This window comes from Arthrobacter sp. AL05, from assembly GCF_029960715.1.
Classification (GTDB): Bacteria; Actinomycetota; Actinomycetes; order Actinomycetales; family Micrococcaceae; genus Arthrobacter.
Genome location: NZ_JASBRC010000003.1, coordinates 354,444 through 370,128, shown reverse-complemented (window position 1 = coordinate 370,128; position 15,685 = coordinate 354,444). Strand labels below are relative to the sequence as shown.

The following is a 15,685-nucleotide window of genomic DNA, read 5'->3' as shown; positions in this document are numbered from 1 at the left end:
CGACATAGCGCATTTTGCTGACAGATCGCGCTAAAGTGTCCGTATGCCCAGGATTTCGGCGGCGAACAACGCCGCCCAACGCGCCGAAACCCAGCGGCGTATCCTGACCGGTTTCGGCGAGCTCCTCTTTACGCATGGCCTGCCGGGGCTGACGATGACCGACGTCGCACGGCATGCCCGGATTGGCCGGACGGCGGTCTACAACTACTACGCGGACATCGAAGAACTGCTGATTGCGTACGCGCTGGATCAGACGGGGCGTTTTCTGGTTGACCTGAGGCAGTCCCTGGATTCCTTGGAGAACCCGGTGGACCGTCTGGCCCGCTACGTCCGCGCCCAGGTTGAGGACCTCAGCCGGCGCCACCTGCCACCCGGACCCGCAATGGCCACAGTGCTCTCGCCGGCATCGTTCGCAAAACTCGCCGGCCACGTAGGGGAGCTCAGCCAGCTGTTGCAGGGCATCCTGCGGGCCGGCATGGCCCAGGGTTACCTGCCGGACGCAGACGTCATCCAGCTGGCGCAGCTTATCCACGGCACCCTCTCATCCAGTGCCGCCCGTGGCGACGGTGCGTCCGGGGACGCCGAGGCAGAAGCCCGGCTGGCCCGGACGGTGCGTTTTATCCAACTGGGCGCCGGTGCACGGTTTGACGGCGAAGGCCGGCCCGTCCGCCGAATCGTCTAACCGCCGGGAGCGGGCGTGACCGCAGGCGTAATGGAACCCGGCTCATCCACTACCCGGCGGTCCTCCCGCGGACAGCTAAGCTTGCCGGGGGTTTGATCGACCAGTTCCGGCTTCGCGAGTTCCTTGAAGTCCCCGGTGAGGACAACGTCCACGCTGGGGTCCGTCCTCCCGTCCTGGAAATAATCCGAGCCCGGCAGGTTGCGCTGCACGCTGAACGCCGCGGACTGGCCGGCGGCACCGGAGACAACCAACGCCACCCCGCGGTAGCCCGACGTCGAATTGTCGACGGCGCCGACCAGGAACTTCCGGGCCGCGAACTCGTCGGCCACGGTGCGGGCCAGACCGGGGCGGGATGTTGAGTTATAGACATTGAGGTTGATCTTCTCCGGCGGCGTGTAGTCAAAGCTCGCCGCCGGGCAGGCGGACGCGGCCGTCTGGCTGGGCTGCGCCGTCGGAATCTTAATCTGCCCGTTCATAATCGCGACCGCCACCACAATCGCGGCCGTAACCAGTCCCACCAGCAGCACCAGCACAACGCCGTGGCGGATGCGTCGCCGCATTCTGACCGGATTCTCGTGCAGTTCATCATCCGCCACAAAGGTGGCTCGCAAATCCGCGCCGGTGATGACCTGGTGCCCATGCAGAACCCTGACGTCCTTCGGCTTCCTAGCCATTTATCACCAGAACGCGTGCGTGGATCGCAGTGCGCTGGTGCAGGGCAGTCCGAAGGGCGCGGTGCAGTCCGTCCTCGAGGTAGAGGACGCCGCGGTATTCCACCACATGCGGAAACAGATCGCCGAAGAACGTGGAGTCCTCCGCCAGCAGCGCATCGAGGTCCAACGTGCGCTTGGTGGTCACCAGCTCATCCAGCCGGACCGGCCGCGGTGGCAGCGACGCCCAATCCTTGGGCGTGTGGTAACCATGGTCGGGGTACGGGCGGCCCTCGCCCACGGCTTTGAATATCACCCGGCAAGCCTATGGAACTTGGCTGGCCAAGGGAATCCACCACTCCCGCTAGCGGGAGGTTGTGGCCAAACGGTAACCATCTGTCACACCGTCGAGTCGAACTGTCACAGTGCCATCTTCCGGCAGCACGGCTTCCAACGCATCCATTGGTGCCTGGCTGCTGGGAGAATGGGGTCATGACAACTGCCGAGATCCACGCCTCCCTCACGCCGTCGACTCCCCCGCTGGCACTCCTGCTCGACGTCGACGGTCCGGTAGCGAGCCCCGTCACCCGCACGGTGCAGCCGGAGATCATCGCGGACCTGCTCGCGCTGGCCGGGGCCGGGATCCCGGTGGTCTTTAATACCGGCCGTTCGGCCGACTTCATCCGTGAACAGGTGATGGAGCCGATGATTGCCGCGGGAATGCCGGCCGGCACCCTGATCCATGCGGTATGTGAAAAGGGCGCTGTCTGGTTCAGCTACACCGCTGCGGGGCCCGGCCCAGTGCATGTCGACCATGAACTGGCCGTTCCCCGGGCTTTCAGCGATGACGTCCGCCGGCTCGTGGCGGAGGACTACACCAGCCACATGTTCTTCGACGAAACCAAGCTGGCCATGGTCTCCGTCGAACAGCACATCGCCGTCGAGAGCTCCGACTACCAGGCCGAGCAGCAGCTCTTCGACGCCGACGCCATCGAACTGATGTCCCGGCATGGACTGGGAGTCGTGCGGCTGGACCATCACGTCCCGGACTCCGATGACCGGGTCGACTATCGGGTGGATCCGACCATCATCTCCACCGACATCGAGTCGGTCCGGCTCGGCAAGGACCTCGGTGCGAGCCGGGCCGTGGAACTGCTGGCAGCGCAGGGCGTTACCCCGCAGGCCTGGCGCACGGTGGGCGATTCCCGCACCGACTACGCCATGGCCGATTGGCTGCACCACAACGACCATCCGGTGAAGCATGTCGATGTCCGGCCGGCCGACGGTGTCCCGGTAAAACCTTACGAGGTCCTCACCGCGGCGGATCTGGGTTTGGGTGCGGAAGTCATCCACGACGACGCCGGCGCGGCCTTCCTGCGCAGCTGGCGCCTAGCCCTGGCGGGCTGAGCCGGCCGGCCACTTCCGCAGCATCCCTAGCCGCGGAAATTCCGGCCGATTTTGGGGCGGGCGTTATCATGCAAGTAGGCACCCACTCACGCAAAGAATCACGGAGAACCGAAATTACAGACGCAATGGTCCAGGACGAGATCTATTACGGCAGCCAGGCATCCGTGGACGCCCACGACGAGGTCACCTCCGCGGCTGCGGTCGCGAGATTCCGTACCCGCCAGCACGTCGTGCGCCGGCGGGGCCGCTACGGCCTGATCAACGAAAACCGCACGCCGTACCAGGCCATGGTCGAGGACCTGATGCTCATCAGGTCGGTGCTTGACGACGCCGGGCTCGACTATCTCCTGGTCCGGGGCAATAACGACCGGCCGGTCATCGCTGTGGACTGGAAGGACCGCAAGAAACTCCGCAGCGCCCTCGTCACTGCCTGCCGCGACGAGCCTTTCTACTCGATGACCGTTGACGCCAAAAAGAAGTCCTCCGTCCTGGTTGCCGACGGCGAACTCTCCCCCAACCGGCAGGCCCGGATCTTCCGGTTGTACCGTCCGCGGGTCGAGCCTGAGGGCGGCTTCGAGTTCGGCGCCTCGGCCGGCGTGCAGCTGGAACTGTGGAGTTTCGAGGGGGACCAGCTGATCCTGCCGATCGAGAACTCGTTGACCCGCCGGACACTGCTGGCCCAGGACGCCGTCCGCGGCACGGTGGAGCGCTACGGCCACACTTGGCCCACGATCGAGAACATGTTCGCTGACCACGCAAGTGACATCAGCTTCGACGTCGACATCGTGTTCTCCTGGGTGGACGGCAGTTCCCCGGAGTACATTGCAGCGCGGCGCGCACGGATGGCCGGCGTTGTGGTGGGCGAAGGCGACGACCACGAAGCCCGTTTCCGCCAGATCGACGAACTCAAGTACGCGCTGCGCTCGGTGTACATGTTTGCGCCCTGGGTCCGCCGGATCTTCATCGCCACGGACTCGACCGCGCCGGCCTGGCTTGCGGACCACCCGGGAGTGACGATTGTCCGCAGCGAAGAGTTCTTTGCGGACCCGTCCGTGCTGCCCACCCACAACTCACAGGCCGTGGAGTGCCAGCTTCACAACATCGACGGCTTGTCCGAGCACTTCCTGTACTCCAACGACGACATGTTCTTCGGCCGTGCCGTCGGACCGGACATGTTTTTTACCCCAGGCGGCATCACGAAGTTTATTGAAGCCGAAACCCGGATCGGGCTTGGGGACAACGACGCCGAGCGCAGCGGCTTCGAAAACGCTGCCCGGGTCAACCGAAAATTGCTCTGGGACCGCTTCGGCCGGATCACCACACGGCACCTGGAACACACGGCCGCACCGCTGCGACGCAGTGTCGTGGCCACGATGGAACAGGAGTTTCCGGCCGAATTCGCAAAAACTGCGGCCAGTACCTTCCGCGCGGCCGACAACATCTCGGTGACCAACTCGTTCTACCACTACTACGCCCTGCTCACCGGCCGGGCCGTTACCCAGACGGCGGCAAAGGTGCGCTACGTGGACACCACCGCCAGGGCCGGCCTGAACTACCTGCCAAAACTGCTCGCCAAGCGGAACATGGACTTCTTTTGCCTCAATGACGGAAGCTTCCCCGAGGTTGCCGCTGAGGAACGGGCCGAGCTCGTGACTGACTTCCTGGAGAAGTATTACCCGATCAAGGCCCCCTGGGAAAAGTAGCCGGGCGCGGGCCGCGGGGCGAAACCAACATCGCCCTCCGGCCGCGGTCACCGGACCGGGGTCCCGGCGGGCGACGGCGGGTCCTGCGCTAGCTGCGGGAAGTCAGGCGGCGGTTGCTGGGGGTCCTGGCCGGATCCTCAAGCTTCGCCTTGGCCGGGATGCGGATCCCGGCCGCCGTGATCCGCCGCTGGACCTCCGCGGCCGGAACAATCTCGCCGACCGCGGGTGTGTCGCCGAGCAGGACCACGGAGTGCACAATTGTGTGCTCATAGACGTGCACGAGATTAAACGCCTGGCCGCCGTCGCGCCCGCGAGTTCCGCCGACCGGAACGTTGAGGTCCTGCGTGTAACACGTGGCTGACGCTACCGAGACCGGGATCCCGGCGAAAGTCGCCGTCGTCGAATAGTGTAGGTGGCCACCCAAAATTGCGCGAACGTCGGAGTTCCGCAGGACCCCGGCCAGGGCCGCCTGGTCCCGCAGCTCGACGAGGACCGCGAGATCCAGGACCGAAGGCACCGGCGGGTGGTGCAGGGCCAGGATGGTTCCATCCGGGGCGGGCGTGGCGAGTTCGGCCGCGAGCCACTCCAGTTGCCCGGGGCTCAGCTCGCCGTGGTGGTAGCCCGGAACCGAGGTGTCGAGGGTGATGATCCGCAGCCCGTTGATGAAATACGTTTGGTCCACGGGGGAATCGTCGGCCGGGACGTCCAGCAGGCCGGTACGGAAGTTGGCGCGGTCGTCGTGGTTTCCCATTGCCCAAATGACCTTTGCCCCAAGGGCCTTGCAGGCGGGCTCAACAATGGCCCGCAGTTTGGCGTAGGCCGCCGCTTCGCCCCGGTCGGCCAGGTCGCCGGTGAAAATCACGGCTTCCGGGCGGGCTCCGGAGGCCTGCACTTCGTCAAAAAGTTGTTGGAGCAGGGATTCGCTGTTGACCACACCATGGAGTGGATCCGGACCTCCCAGCAGGTGGGGGTCACTCAGATGGAGTAGAAAATGACGTGGCCGGGGGTGTTCGGCCTCGATGAGCTCCATTGCTACCTTCCTGGTTGGGTGGAGGCTGTAGCCCCCAACGTCCCTCTCAGTAAGGTCTATCCAACCAGACAATCGGCGAACAATGCGCAAACTCCAGTAGGCATGTTTGAAAAAAAGACAACAACGAGTATTCCGGCGAACGCATACTTGCCCCGCTATGCGCTCGCCGGAACGTACTTACTCAGGCACCTGGCTGCTAGCTCAGGTAGCCGTTCGGGTTCAGCACGTACTTCGTGGCGGCGCCGGCGTCGAACTCCGCGTAGCCCTTCGGCGCTTCCTCCAGCGTGATCGCCTTGGCGTTGACGTTCTTAGCGATGTGGACCCTGTCATGCAGGATCGCCATCATCAGCTGGCGGTTGTACTTCATCACCGGGCACTGGCCGGTGGTGAAGCTCAGCGATTTGGCCCAGCCGGTCCCGAGGCTGAGCGAGAGCGCCCCCTTTTTGGCCGCCTCGTCCACACCGCCTGGATCCCCCGTGACGTAGAGCCCCGGAATGCCCAGGGCGCCGCCGGCTGCAGTGATTTCCATCAGCGAGTTCAGCACCGTTGCCGGCGCTTCCTTGGCGTCGTGGCCGTGTCCCCTGGCTTCGAAGCCGACGGCGTCGACGCCGCAGTCGACCTCCGGGACGCCCAGCAGCTGTTCGATCTGCTCCGCCGGGCCGCCTTCGCTCAAATCCACGGTTTCGCAGCCAAAGCTGCGCGCCTGCGCCAGGCGGTCAGCGTTCATGTCACCGACAATAACGACGGCGGCGCCCAAGAGCTGGGCGCTGGTTGCCGCAGCCAGCCCAACAGGGCCCGCCCCGGCGACGTAGACCGTGGAACCGACTCCAACGCCGGCGGTAACAGCGCCGTGGAAGCCGGTCGGGAAGATGTCCGAGAGCATGGTCAGGTCCATCATCTTCTCGAGCGCCTGGTCCCGGTCCGGGAACTTCAGCAAGTTCCAGTCCGCGTACGGTACCAGGACGTAGTTGGCCTGGCCGCCGACCCAGCCGCCCATGTCGACGTAGCCGTAGGCGCTGCCCGGACGGTCCGGGTTGACGTTAAGGCAAATACCGGTCTTGCGTTCCTTGCAGTTGCGGCACCGTCCGCAGGCGATGTTGAAGGGAACCGAGCAGATGTCCCCCACCTTGATGAACTCGACGTCGGGCCCTACTTCGACCACTTCGCCGGTGATTTCGTGGCCCAGCACCAGGTCTGAGGGAGCGGTGGTGCGGCCGCGGACCATGTGCTGGTCCGAACCGCAAATGTTCGTGGCAACGGTTTTGAGGATTACGCCATGGCGCACGGAGCGGCCCACGTTGGCGGGGTTGACCCCCGGACCGTCTTTGAGTTCGAAGCTGGGGTAGTCGATGTCGATAAGCTCGACCTTTCCCGGCCCCTTGTAGGCAACGGCTTTGTTCCCTGTCATCACATTCCTCCTGGTTTCAAGGACCCGCTCTGAGAGTCCGGTAGTGATTCACGAAGCGTACTGACGTACCGTCCCCAGGCACGCGCAGCAGAGCGCCAGCGCGCACGAGCGCGTTGGCGCCGTGGGCATGCCCGGTGTATCTGGAAGGTCCGGCCAGTCTAAGTCGGTAAGCCTGCTTAGGGATAGGGGTCCTTGTCCCCTTGCAGTCCGGGACCCAGCTCTCAGCTAAGGGCCGAGCGAACGGCTTCCAGTACTTCGGGCGAATCCGGACCGACGGTAGGAGCAAACCGGGAAACCACTGCGCCCTCACGGTTCACAAGGAATTTCTCGAAGTTCCACTTAACCAGCCCCGGCAGGAAGCCGTTTTTGAATTTCGTGAGTTCCGCGTAGAGAGGGTGCTGGTTTTTGCCGCGTACGTCGGCTTTGGTGCTGAGTGGAAAGGTCACACCGAAGTTCCGTTCGCAGAATTCCGCGATCTCGGAGTCCGCGGCGGGTTCCTGGCCGGCAAACTGGTTGCAGGGCACCCCGAGTACCTGAAAGCCCTGATCCCGGAACTTATTGTGAAGCGCCTCAAGCCCGGCGTACTGCGGGGTGAAACCGCACTGCGACGCCACGTTGACCACCAGCACCACCTCCCCCTTGAACCGGCCAAAGTCGGTGCTGGTGCCGTCGATAAGGGTGAGCGGAATGCTGTGGAGATCGATCATAGCGGGGTTCCTCGCGAAGTTGGTAGGGAGTTCGTGCCCGGAGCAGTGATCCGGATTGGTCACGACTGTCATTCGATACCAACGTACGCGGGTATGGGTCGGGGCCTGCTACGGCCCCGGAGGCAGCGACGGGACGGGTACCCGCGGCGCAGTCAGCGGCGTGGGCTCGGTCGTCGGGGTAGGGGTAGGGGTGGAGGCGGGGGTCACGGTGGGTGTGGGCGTCGGCGTCGCGGTGGCCGGCGTCGTTGGCGGCGCGGTGGACGGCGTCGTCGCGGGCGGGGTCGTCGGCGTCACGGTCGGTGTGGGCGCGGGCGTCACGGTGGACGGGGTCGTCGGCCTCACGGTCGGTGTGGTCGTCGGCGTCGCGGTCGGTGTGGTCGTCGGCGTCACGGTCGTCGTCGGCGTCACGGTCGTCGTCGGCGTCACGGTCGGCGTCGTCGTCGGCGTCACGGTCGGTGGGGTCGGCGGCGTCACGGTCGGCGTCGTCGGCGTCGCGGTCGGCGGGGTCGTCGGCGTCACGGTCGGCGTCGTCTCGGTCGGCGTCGTCGGCGTCGCGATGAGGTTTGGCAGTTGCGGCAGCTCCGTTGGGGGTGCTGCTTGGGCGCCGGACTCGCCGCTCCGGTCCCGGGAACCCGGGATCGCCCAGCCAAGTGAAGTATTCGACGGCAGCCCGGCATTGGGCGCGTAGCTGGTCATCACCAGGGCGCCAAGCTGGTCCGTCTGCACTATCGGCAGGAGGATCCATTCATGGGGGTTTTTGTGGGAGCCGTTGAGGATGGTCTCAAAATGCAGATGGCAGCCGGTGGAGGACCCGGTGGTTCCCACCCTCGCAATGACCTGGCCAACCCGAACCGAGTCGCCCTTTTTGACGGCGATCCCCTCAAGGTGGTTGTACGTGGTCACTAGGCCGTTGCCGTGATCGATTTCCACACGGTTTCCGCCACCCCAGGGGTGCCAGCCGACTGCCCGCACCACTCCGGCATCGGCGGAGTAGACCCGGGTACCGCATGGCGCCGAGTAGTCCTGGCCCCAATGGAATTCGCCGGGCGCTCCCGAGATGGGGCTGATTCGCTGCCCAAACGGAGAGGACTCGTGCAGGGATTCGAGGGGAGCCATCAGGAAGCCTTCTGCTGGCCGTTTCAATCCGGCAGATGCAACGTTGAGCTGCACGGCTACGCCGTCCCTGGGCGTCGTCAGGACACTTGACCGGTTGTAGGCCAAAAGCGCCAGGGCGTCGGCGGTGAATGATGTGGCGGCCAAGGCGCCAACAGCCGAAGCGGCGGGGATGCCTCCACCGTCCGCCGCCAAGGTGCCCGGACCCACGACGCCGGAGGGCAGCACTCGCGCCGGCACTCGGGCCGGCAATCCGGCAGTTCCGCTGCCCGCGAGCCCCTGGACTCCGAAACTCAGCACCGCAAGGGAGAGGCACAAACCCCCGGACAGAAGGCGCCCAGCAAAGATTCGGGTTCTAGTGGCCTGCCCACCCGATGAGTTTCCCCAGTGTTTTCCCACGATGTGGCTCCCGCATCCTGTTCGCCGATCGCAAATACCTCGGACCGACGTTCTTATGGGACCACATTCGTCGTGGCCTGTGAACCGTAAAAACCCGTCGCTTTCAAACTCGAGTGGGCAGCACAGTAGTTCCGCGCCCGGCGGCGAGTATCTGGCACCGCGGCTGTGGGTGAGAATGGGAGTATGCGCAATGTCCTCAGGGAATGGCAGGCCGAACTAAAGCAAACGTTTTCCGGGTCCCGGGACGAGGTCCCGGAATGGGTGCCCCGGCTGGCGGAAGGCAACGACCCCGGCTACCACACGCCAGGCTCGGCAGTCTGGGCCGTGCATGGGGACATGACACCGATTGTGGCGGGCATTCGGGCACTGCTTATGCAGACGCTCCATCCCGGCGCGTTGGCCGGCGTCCACGACCACTCCCGTTTCCGCGAGGATCCACTGGGCCGGCTTGCGGGGACGATCCGCTGGATCTTTACGGTTACCTACGGGTCAACCACCGCGGCCCGCGCTGCCTCCGACTGGGTGCTGCGGCTCCACGGATCGGTGCGCGGGGAATACGTGGACGGTCACGGTGTCGCCCGCAGCTACGCGGCGGATGATCCGGAATTGCTTCGCTGGGTGCATATCGCCTTCACCGACGCTTTCCTCTCGACGCACAAGATCTGGGGCCGGCCGATTCCTGGCGGTCCCGACGCCTACGTGCGTGAGTGGGCACAGGCCGGTGAACTGATGGGGGTGCAGTCGCCGCCGCTCAGCGAGGCGGCTATGCGCCGGCAATTGGACCACTGGTATGAAGCCGGCGAGCTCCGCTCCGACGGCAGGGTTGCCGAGACCGTGGCGTTCATCCGCAACCCGCCGCTCCACCCCGTGCTCAGACCGGGCTACCGGGTGCTGTTCGCGGCGGCCGTGGTCAGCCTCGAGCCCAAGTATCGGGACTTGCTGGGCCTGCGCACCGCCCGGCTGGGGCCCTTCCCGCTGCCGGTGCGGCTGGCGACGAAGGTTACGCTCAGCATCGTCCATCTCGCTTTGGGTCGGGTGGGCCCGAGTGAACAGGCTGCCCGGAATCGACTCCGCAGGCTGGGCTACCGGGCCTGAGGCCCCGCCGGGCCGTCATCTTCGGGGCAAGCAAAAAGGCCCCGGTCCAAGGGACCGGGGCCAAGCGCGGAGAATGGGGGATTTGAACCCCCGAGGGCGTTAACCCAACACGCGTTCCAGGCGTGCGCCATAGGCCGCTAGGCGAATTCTCCAGTAGCTTCTGAATCAAAAGCAGATACTAGAATACCTGAACTTCCCGGCATCGCCCAATTGGCCCCGCCCCCGGCCCCACCGGACATGCCCCACGCTCACCGCGACCAATGGACATATGCCTATTGTGCCCTGCCTCTGCACTGGAAAATGAGCATGTCCGGCGGGATTTTCCCGGCTCGCAGCCCACGATTCGGGGCACACTCAAACGTCGGGTAAACTTGCTGACGGCCCCTCATGTGGCGTCATCCTGTTGAACTCCCCCAGGACCGGAAGGTAGCAAGGGTAAATGGGCTCTGGCGGGTGCATGAGGGGTCTTTTATGTCTGTGCCGATTGGTAGGGTTTAGCTGTGACTGTTACTACCGCCCTTTACCGTAGATACCGCCCTGATTCGTTCGCGGACGTTATCGGGCAGGAACACGTCACCGAGCCGCTGATGACCGCTCTGCGCAAGAATCGCGTGAACCACGCCTACCTCTTTTCGGGCCCCCGCGGCTGCGGAAAAACGACTTCCGCCCGCATCCTGGCCCGTTGCCTGAACTGCGCCGAGGGCCCCACGGATACCCCTTGCGGCAAGTGCCCGAGCTGCGTCGAACTGGCCCGGGGCGGCTCCGGGTCCCTCGACGTCATCGAGATCGACGCCGCCAGCCACGGCGGTGTCGACGACGCCCGCGACCTGCGCGAACGGGCAACCTACGCTCCCGTCCGCGACCGCTACAAGATCTTTATCATCGACGAAGCCCACATGGTCACCTCAGCCGGCTTCAACGCCCTGCTCAAGATCGTCGAAGAGCCGCCGGAACACATCAAATTCATTTTTGCCACCACGGAGCCGGACAAGGTCATCGGCACCATCCGTTCCCGTACACACCACTACCCGTTCCGCCTCGTGCCGCCCGAGCCGCTGATGGCGTACCTGGAGCTGCTCTGCAGGCAGGAAGATGTCCCCGTGGCGCCGGGCGTGCTTTCGCTCGTTATCCGCGCCGGCGGAGGTTCCGTGCGGGACTCGCTCTCCGTCCTGGACCAGCTTATGGCCGGCGCCGGACCGGACGGCCTGGACTACGAGCTCGCCGTTGCCCTGCTGGGCTACACCCATGCGACGCTGCTCGACGACGTTGTGGAGGCCGTCGCGGCCTCCGACGCCGCCACCGTGTTCCGCGCAGTGGACCGGGTCATCCAAACCGGACATGACCCGCGCCGGTTCGTGGAGGACCTGCTCGAACGCTTCCGCGACCTCATCATCGTCCAAGCCTTGCCGGAGAGCGCCCAGTCAATTCTCCGCGGCGTTCCCGCCGACCAAATCGCGCGTCTGCAGAACCAGGCACACAACCTGGGCGCGGCAGAGCTGTCCCGGGCAGCGGACGTCTCCAACACCGCTCTGACCGAGATGACCGGTGCGACGTCGCCGCGGCTGCACCTGGAATTACTCTGCGCCCGGATCCTGCTGCCGTCTTCGGAGCAGACAGAGCGCGGCATTGCCGCCCGAATCGACCGGGTGGAACGCCGCCTGAATTATGCCGGAAACGACGTCGGGGCCCCCCTTGCCGCCCCAGCGGTCACGGCCGCCCAGGCCCCGGACGCTACCGCAGCGGCGGCTGCCCCCGCGGCGGCGGCTCCGGCGCCTGCCGTTCCGGTGCCTGCAGCCGCCACTCCGCCGGCCGCCGCCGTTCAAGCGGCCCGGCTGCCCGACGCTGAACCGGCCAGGGAAACTCTCACTCCGCCGCGTGTCAGCACCCGGGACTGGCCCGTCACTGAGCCGGCGGCGGTCAACCCGGCGGCCTCCGGACCGGCGCCGGCGCGCGAGGCAGCTCCGCCGGTGCCGGCGGTCGCTGCCCCGTCCGCTGTGGCCCAAATCCGGCCCGCCCCCTCCGCCGCGTCAACAGCTCCCGCTGCTGCTAATGGCACCGGATCCGGGGCCGATGTCGAAGTCCTCCGCCGCGCATGGCCCGAGATCCTGCAGACCCTCAGCAAGATCAAGCGGAGCACCTGGGCCCTCGTCGAACCAAATGCCCAAGTGGGGCACTTCGAAGACCATGTACTGACGCTCGCCTTTAATACCGCGGGCCTGGCGGGCGCGTTCGGGCGGGCAGATCACTCGGAGAATCTGCGGCAGGCGATCCACAAGACGATTGGCATCGAATGCCAGATCACTGCCGTGGCCAGTGGAAGCAACAGCGCAGCGAGCTCTGAGCCAAACCCAAAAGCACCCGCTAGCCGGGACGTCCCGGCCACGCCCACCGACGCTGGCTGGAGCCTGCCCACGGCCGCGGCGGAGCAAAGTGCTGCGCACCAGGACGCCCCGGCCACCGCGCTGCCACCAGGGCCTGCGCCGGCCGAAGATGCTCCAGCGGCGGCCCCGGCACCCGCTGCCTCTGCCTCTGCCTCTGCCTCTGCGCCTACGCCGTCGCACGCTCCGACAGAAACCACGCCGGAGGAACCCCGGACCGCCGTTCCGGCAGCTTCGGCAGCGAACGAACACCCGGGACCGGTCCAGGACCCGGCCGGCTCCTACGCCTATCCCGACGACGATTGGGGACCGCCGCGGGACGAAGACGCTCCGCCGCTGGACGAGGAACCGCCGATGGACTGGGACCCTTCGGCCCCAGCTGCCAGCGCCGCCCCGCAACCGGCAGCCTCAGCTGTACGCAACAGGCCCGCCGCACCCGCCCGCGCCGGGGCTGCCGCCAAAACAACCCCGACCGCCGTTCCGCCGGTCGAAGCGCCAGCCCCTGCCGACGACCCCTGGGGCCGTGCCCTCGAGGAAGCCCCCGGCGTCTGGACCGTCGGCACCGACTCCAACGTCGGAGGCTACCGGCGCGAGGAAACCGTCGCTGCCACCCCAACGCCCGAGCCCGATCCACCGCAGTATGAACCAGCAGCGGCACAGGTCCCGCAGTACGCCGCGGCAGTGTCGGCTTCCGCGTCCTACCAGCCCGTTGCCTCTTCGAACGGGTGGGGAGATTCCGCGGAGCTGGTGCCGGCCGTCGCTGCCTCCGAGCCAGCGTCAACCAGCGGCGAGCCCGTTGCCCTGCACGCCACGCCGGTGATGGCGCCCGCGGACCTGGCAACCCCACCATCCGCTGGCAGGCAAAGCCTGTACCAGCGCCTCTCCAACAGCCCTGAGGCCGAAGCGGGCCGCGCCAAGGCCCCGGCCCGCGCCGCAGCCGCGGTCAACACCTATGTCCAGGACGTACCCAGCGCCGACGACGAGACTATCGAAGAATCAGGCGTCTTCGGACGGGCCGCCGTGGAACGCATCCTGGGCGGAAAACTCGTGGAAGAACGGTCCTTGGACGGCAGCGCACTGCCGCCGCGGTTCTAGCCGCCCCGCCGCAGGCCACCGACCCCCCCACACACAAAGACGAACGAGGACAAAGTGTACGAAGGTGCAGTTCAAGAGCTGATCGACGAGCTCGGACGGCTTCCCGGCGTCGGGCCCAAGTCCGCCCAGCGGCTGGCTTTCCACATCCTTGAAGCCGACCCGCAGGACATGAAGCGGCTGGCCGATGCCATCATCACTGTCAAAGAGCGGGTGAAATTCTGCACCGTCTGCGGGAACGTCACGGAGCAGGAACTCTGCAACATCTGCCGGGACCCGCGCCGGGACCCCTCGATCATCTGCGTCGTTGAAGAATCCAAAGACGTCCTTGCCGTCGAACGCACCCGATCTTTCCGCGGCCGTTACCACGTGCTTGGAGGGGCCATCAACCCCATCGCCGGTGTTGGCCCCGAGCAGCTCCGGATCCGTGAGCTGCTCACCCGGCTCAACGACGGGGCCATCCAGGAAGTCATCATTGCCACCGACCCCAATCTGGAGGGCGAGGCAACGGCTACCTACCTGGCCCGTATGCTCAAGTCGATCGGGATCGCCGTCACCAGGCTGGCGTCGGGACTGCCCGTGGGCGGCGACCTCGAATACGCCGATGAGGTCACGCTGGGCCGTGCGTTCGAGGGCCGCCGCAACGCTCTGAGCTAGTCCACCCGGGATGATGATGAACGCCGCCTCGGCCCCACCTTGGCACACTAGCGCCTAACCGGCCCGGGGGCGTTTACCTCGGAGCAACCTCACGCCGTCGGACTGCCGCAGCCCCTCCGTTCAGGAAAATCCCGGCCAGCACACCCTGGCCGGCCAACCCGCTGAGAGCCAACGGGATCTGCAGTCCGGATTCTTCCAACGGCTCCGCTTCAAGACACGGGACATGCCGGCCTTCGGCGGCGGCCTGGAGTTCAACCGGCAGCCAGCGGAGGGAGTCCGGCGGAGACGATGGGTCCCCAAGCAGCAGGGTAAATATAATCACCGGGTTCGAAACCGCCAGCCAGAAGATCCGCTCGGTGTGGAAGACCTCGGCAATCCCGGCAAACTCGGGCGAACATTCAAAATGCACCACCCGGCCCAAGTCATCGCGCTCGACATTGATGGCCACCAGCACCGGCTCGTCAGCGCGAACCGCCGGCAGTAGAGCGACCACTGCCACCACGTTTCCCAGCACCAGAAAGGCCGCAACAACGCAGGCGGCGGTTCGCGCGGCACCGGGACGGAGCCAGGCAGCGGCGCCGGCACCAATCCCACCGAACGCCGCAGAAGCCACCACCATAACGATTGCCGCAACAACCGCTGCTTCAACCGGCCCGCCGGATCCAAAGGCCGGCACCAGCAGGAAAACGAAGGCAGCCAAAGCAAACGCGACACCCCGCGACGCAGCCTCGAACCAGCGTGGCAGCGGGCCAGCGCCGCCGCCCCGTTCGGACACCGGCTCCGAAGGCGAGGGGCAATGGACCCGGCTGCGCCAACCGAGACCCCACAGCACCCCTGCTAACGCCGCGACCATTGTCAACGCCGCCGCGGTCAGAACGTACGCCAAACGGTACGAATCGCCGTGGAGTTCTTCGCCGGCACCCAGGACCGCGACCAGCAACATGGCCAAACCCCACGAAGCCAGCGATACCGCTGCCGACGCGAGCCAGAACCTCAGCGTGCGCACGGCCAGCAGGCGTTCGTGAACGGCTGCCCGGACTACGCGGGTCATGCGGCCGGCGGCCTGGAATGGCCCGCCGTCCCGGTCGTCGCCGCTCTGCCCGTCGCCGACCCCGGGCGCGGCATCCGGAGTGGCCCCGGCGCCGATCAGCTCATAGCCAAACTCTTCCCCATCCTGGTCCACCGTTTGAGCCTCCGACCTAGTGGACATGTCCAGCACCCGCGTCCCTGAACGGACATACCCGCCATATGCCCAATCCTGATCCGCGAGGGAGAGCATGTCCAGAGGAAATGAGGGGGCCCGTCTGCCATTCGGTCACAATGAAGCAACCGACGGGACACGGCGATAAACTGGGCTGAGAAGT

The 15,685-nt window shown here is 66.1% G+C and carries 13 protein-coding genes, 1 tRNA gene and 1 other RNA gene; 8 read left to right on the top strand and 7 right to left on the bottom strand.

The genetic code is table 11. The features are described from left to right. Window positions 1-43: 43 nt before the first annotated feature. Window positions 44-682, top strand: coding sequence for a TetR/AcrR family transcriptional regulator (locus QK287_RS06295; RefSeq protein ID WP_282359577.1), 639 nt, complete (start codon window positions 44-46; stop codon window positions 680-682). On the opposite strand, the gene QK287_RS06290 is transcribed toward QK287_RS06295, so the two are convergent. Further along, window positions 679-1,356 carry a LytR C-terminal domain-containing protein gene (locus QK287_RS06290; protein WP_282359576.1) on the bottom strand — a complete coding sequence of 226 codons (678 nt, stop codon included), beginning with the start codon at window positions 1,354-1,356 and terminating at the stop codon, window positions 679-681. The genes QK287_RS06295 and QK287_RS06290 overlap by 4 nt on opposite strands. Further along, a complete protein-coding gene (locus tag QK287_RS06285; RefSeq protein WP_253031332.1) occupies window positions 1,349-1,648 on the bottom strand; it encodes a type II toxin-antitoxin system VapB family antitoxin in 300 nt (99 codons plus the stop codon). The genes QK287_RS06290 and QK287_RS06285 overlap by 8 nt, the downstream gene beginning before the upstream one ends. 176 nt (window positions 1,649-1,824) lie before the next feature. Between QK287_RS06285 and QK287_RS06280 the strand changes: the two genes are divergently transcribed. Next, window positions 1,825-2,739: a hypothetical protein gene (locus QK287_RS06280; RefSeq protein WP_282359575.1), complete on the top strand. Its 915-nt coding sequence runs from the start codon at window positions 1,825-1,827 to the stop codon at window positions 2,737-2,739. Between the two features lie 125 nt (window positions 2,740-2,864). After that, entirely contained in the window at window positions 2,865-4,442 is a 1,578-nt protein-coding gene (locus QK287_RS06275) for a stealth family protein (protein ID WP_282359574.1), read from the top strand. 88 nt (window positions 4,443-4,530) lie between these two features. On the opposite strand, the gene QK287_RS06270 is transcribed toward QK287_RS06275, so the two are convergent. The 3 genes from QK287_RS06270 to QK287_RS06260 all read right to left on the bottom strand — a co-directional run bounded on the left by QK287_RS06270 (window position 4,531) and on the right by QK287_RS06260 (window position 7,587). Further along, complete coding sequence (locus tag QK287_RS06270; RefSeq protein WP_282359573.1) at window positions 4,531-5,472, bottom strand: phosphodiesterase; 942 nt, start codon at window positions 5,470-5,472, stop codon at window positions 4,531-4,533. Window positions 5,473-5,668: 196 nt separating this feature from the next. Then, window positions 5,669-6,880 carry a formaldehyde dehydrogenase, glutathione-independent gene (gene fdhA / locus QK287_RS06265; RefSeq protein WP_226775009.1) on the bottom strand — a complete coding sequence of 404 codons (1,212 nt, stop codon included), beginning with the start codon at window positions 6,878-6,880 and terminating at the stop codon, window positions 5,669-5,671. A 221-nt stretch (window positions 6,881-7,101) separates the two neighbouring features. After that, window positions 7,102-7,587: a glutathione peroxidase gene (locus QK287_RS06260; RefSeq protein WP_282359571.1), complete on the bottom strand. Its 486-nt coding sequence runs from the start codon at window positions 7,585-7,587 to the stop codon at window positions 7,102-7,104. Between the two features lie 160 nt (window positions 7,588-7,747). Here QK287_RS06260 and QK287_RS06255 point away from each other — a divergent pair, with 160 nt between their 5' ends. Next, window positions 7,748-8,275, top strand: coding sequence for a hypothetical protein (locus QK287_RS06255; protein ID WP_282359570.1), 528 nt, complete (start codon window positions 7,748-7,750; stop codon window positions 8,273-8,275). A gap of 1,007 nt (window positions 8,276-9,282) precedes the next feature. Beyond that, entirely contained in the window at window positions 9,283-10,194 is a 912-nt protein-coding gene (locus tag QK287_RS06250; RefSeq protein ID WP_282359569.1) for an oxygenase MpaB family protein, read from the top strand. 67 nt (window positions 10,195-10,261) lie between these two features. On the opposite strand, the gene QK287_RS06245 is transcribed toward QK287_RS06250, so the two are convergent. After that, window positions 10,262-10,346: transfer RNA gene (locus tag QK287_RS06245), tRNA-Ser, on the bottom strand. 224 nt (window positions 10,347-10,570) lie between these two features. On the opposite strand from QK287_RS06245, the gene ffs reads away from it, so the two are divergent. The 3 genes from ffs (at window position 10,571) to recR (ending at window position 14,321) form a co-directional block, all read left to right on the top strand. Then, an RNA gene (gene ffs / locus QK287_RS06240) (signal recognition particle sRNA small type) lies at window positions 10,571-10,667 on the top strand. A 27-nt stretch (window positions 10,668-10,694) separates the two neighbouring features. After that, on the top strand, window positions 10,695-13,667 hold the full coding sequence (locus tag QK287_RS06235; RefSeq protein WP_282359568.1) for a DNA polymerase III subunit gamma and tau: 2,973 nt from the start codon (window positions 10,695-10,697) through the stop codon (window positions 13,665-13,667). Between the two features lie 54 nt (window positions 13,668-13,721). Beyond that, window positions 13,722-14,321: a recombination mediator RecR gene (gene recR / locus QK287_RS06230; protein WP_226773925.1), complete on the top strand. Its 600-nt coding sequence runs from the start codon at window positions 13,722-13,724 to the stop codon at window positions 14,319-14,321. A gap of 73 nt (window positions 14,322-14,394) precedes the next feature. Here recR and QK287_RS06225 read toward each other — a convergent pair whose 3' ends face one another. Further along, window positions 14,395-15,504: a hypothetical protein gene (locus QK287_RS06225; protein WP_282359567.1), complete on the bottom strand. Its 1,110-nt coding sequence runs from the start codon at window positions 15,502-15,504 to the stop codon at window positions 14,395-14,397. Window positions 15,505-15,685 lie beyond the last annotated feature (181 nt).

Excerpts from the sequence above, each read along its gene's own strand:
- QK287_RS06295 (WP_282359577.1), top strand. The coding sequence starts at position 44 with ATGCCCAGGATTTCGGCGGCGAACAACGCCGCCCAACGCGCCGAAACC.
- QK287_RS06270 (WP_282359573.1), bottom strand. The coding sequence starts at position 5,472 with ATGGAGCTCATCGAGGCCGAACACCCCCGGCCACGTCATTTTCTACTC.
- QK287_RS06250 (WP_282359569.1), top strand. The coding sequence starts at position 9,283 with ATGCGCAATGTCCTCAGGGAATGGCAGGCCGAACTAAAGCAAACGTTT.
- QK287_RS06275 (WP_282359574.1), top strand. The coding sequence starts at position 2,865 with ATGGTCCAGGACGAGATCTATTACGGCAGCCAGGCATCCGTGGACGCC.
- fdhA (WP_226775009.1), bottom strand. The coding sequence starts at position 6,880 with ATGACAGGGAACAAAGCCGTTGCCTACAAGGGGCCGGGAAAGGTCGAG.
- QK287_RS06260 (WP_282359571.1), bottom strand. The coding sequence starts at position 7,587 with ATGATCGATCTCCACAGCATTCCGCTCACCCTTATCGACGGCACCAGC.
- QK287_RS06290 (WP_282359576.1), bottom strand. The coding sequence starts at position 1,356 with ATGGCTAGGAAGCCGAAGGACGTCAGGGTTCTGCATGGGCACCAGGTC.
- QK287_RS06280 (WP_282359575.1), top strand. The coding sequence starts at position 1,825 with ATGACAACTGCCGAGATCCACGCCTCCCTCACGCCGTCGACTCCCCCG.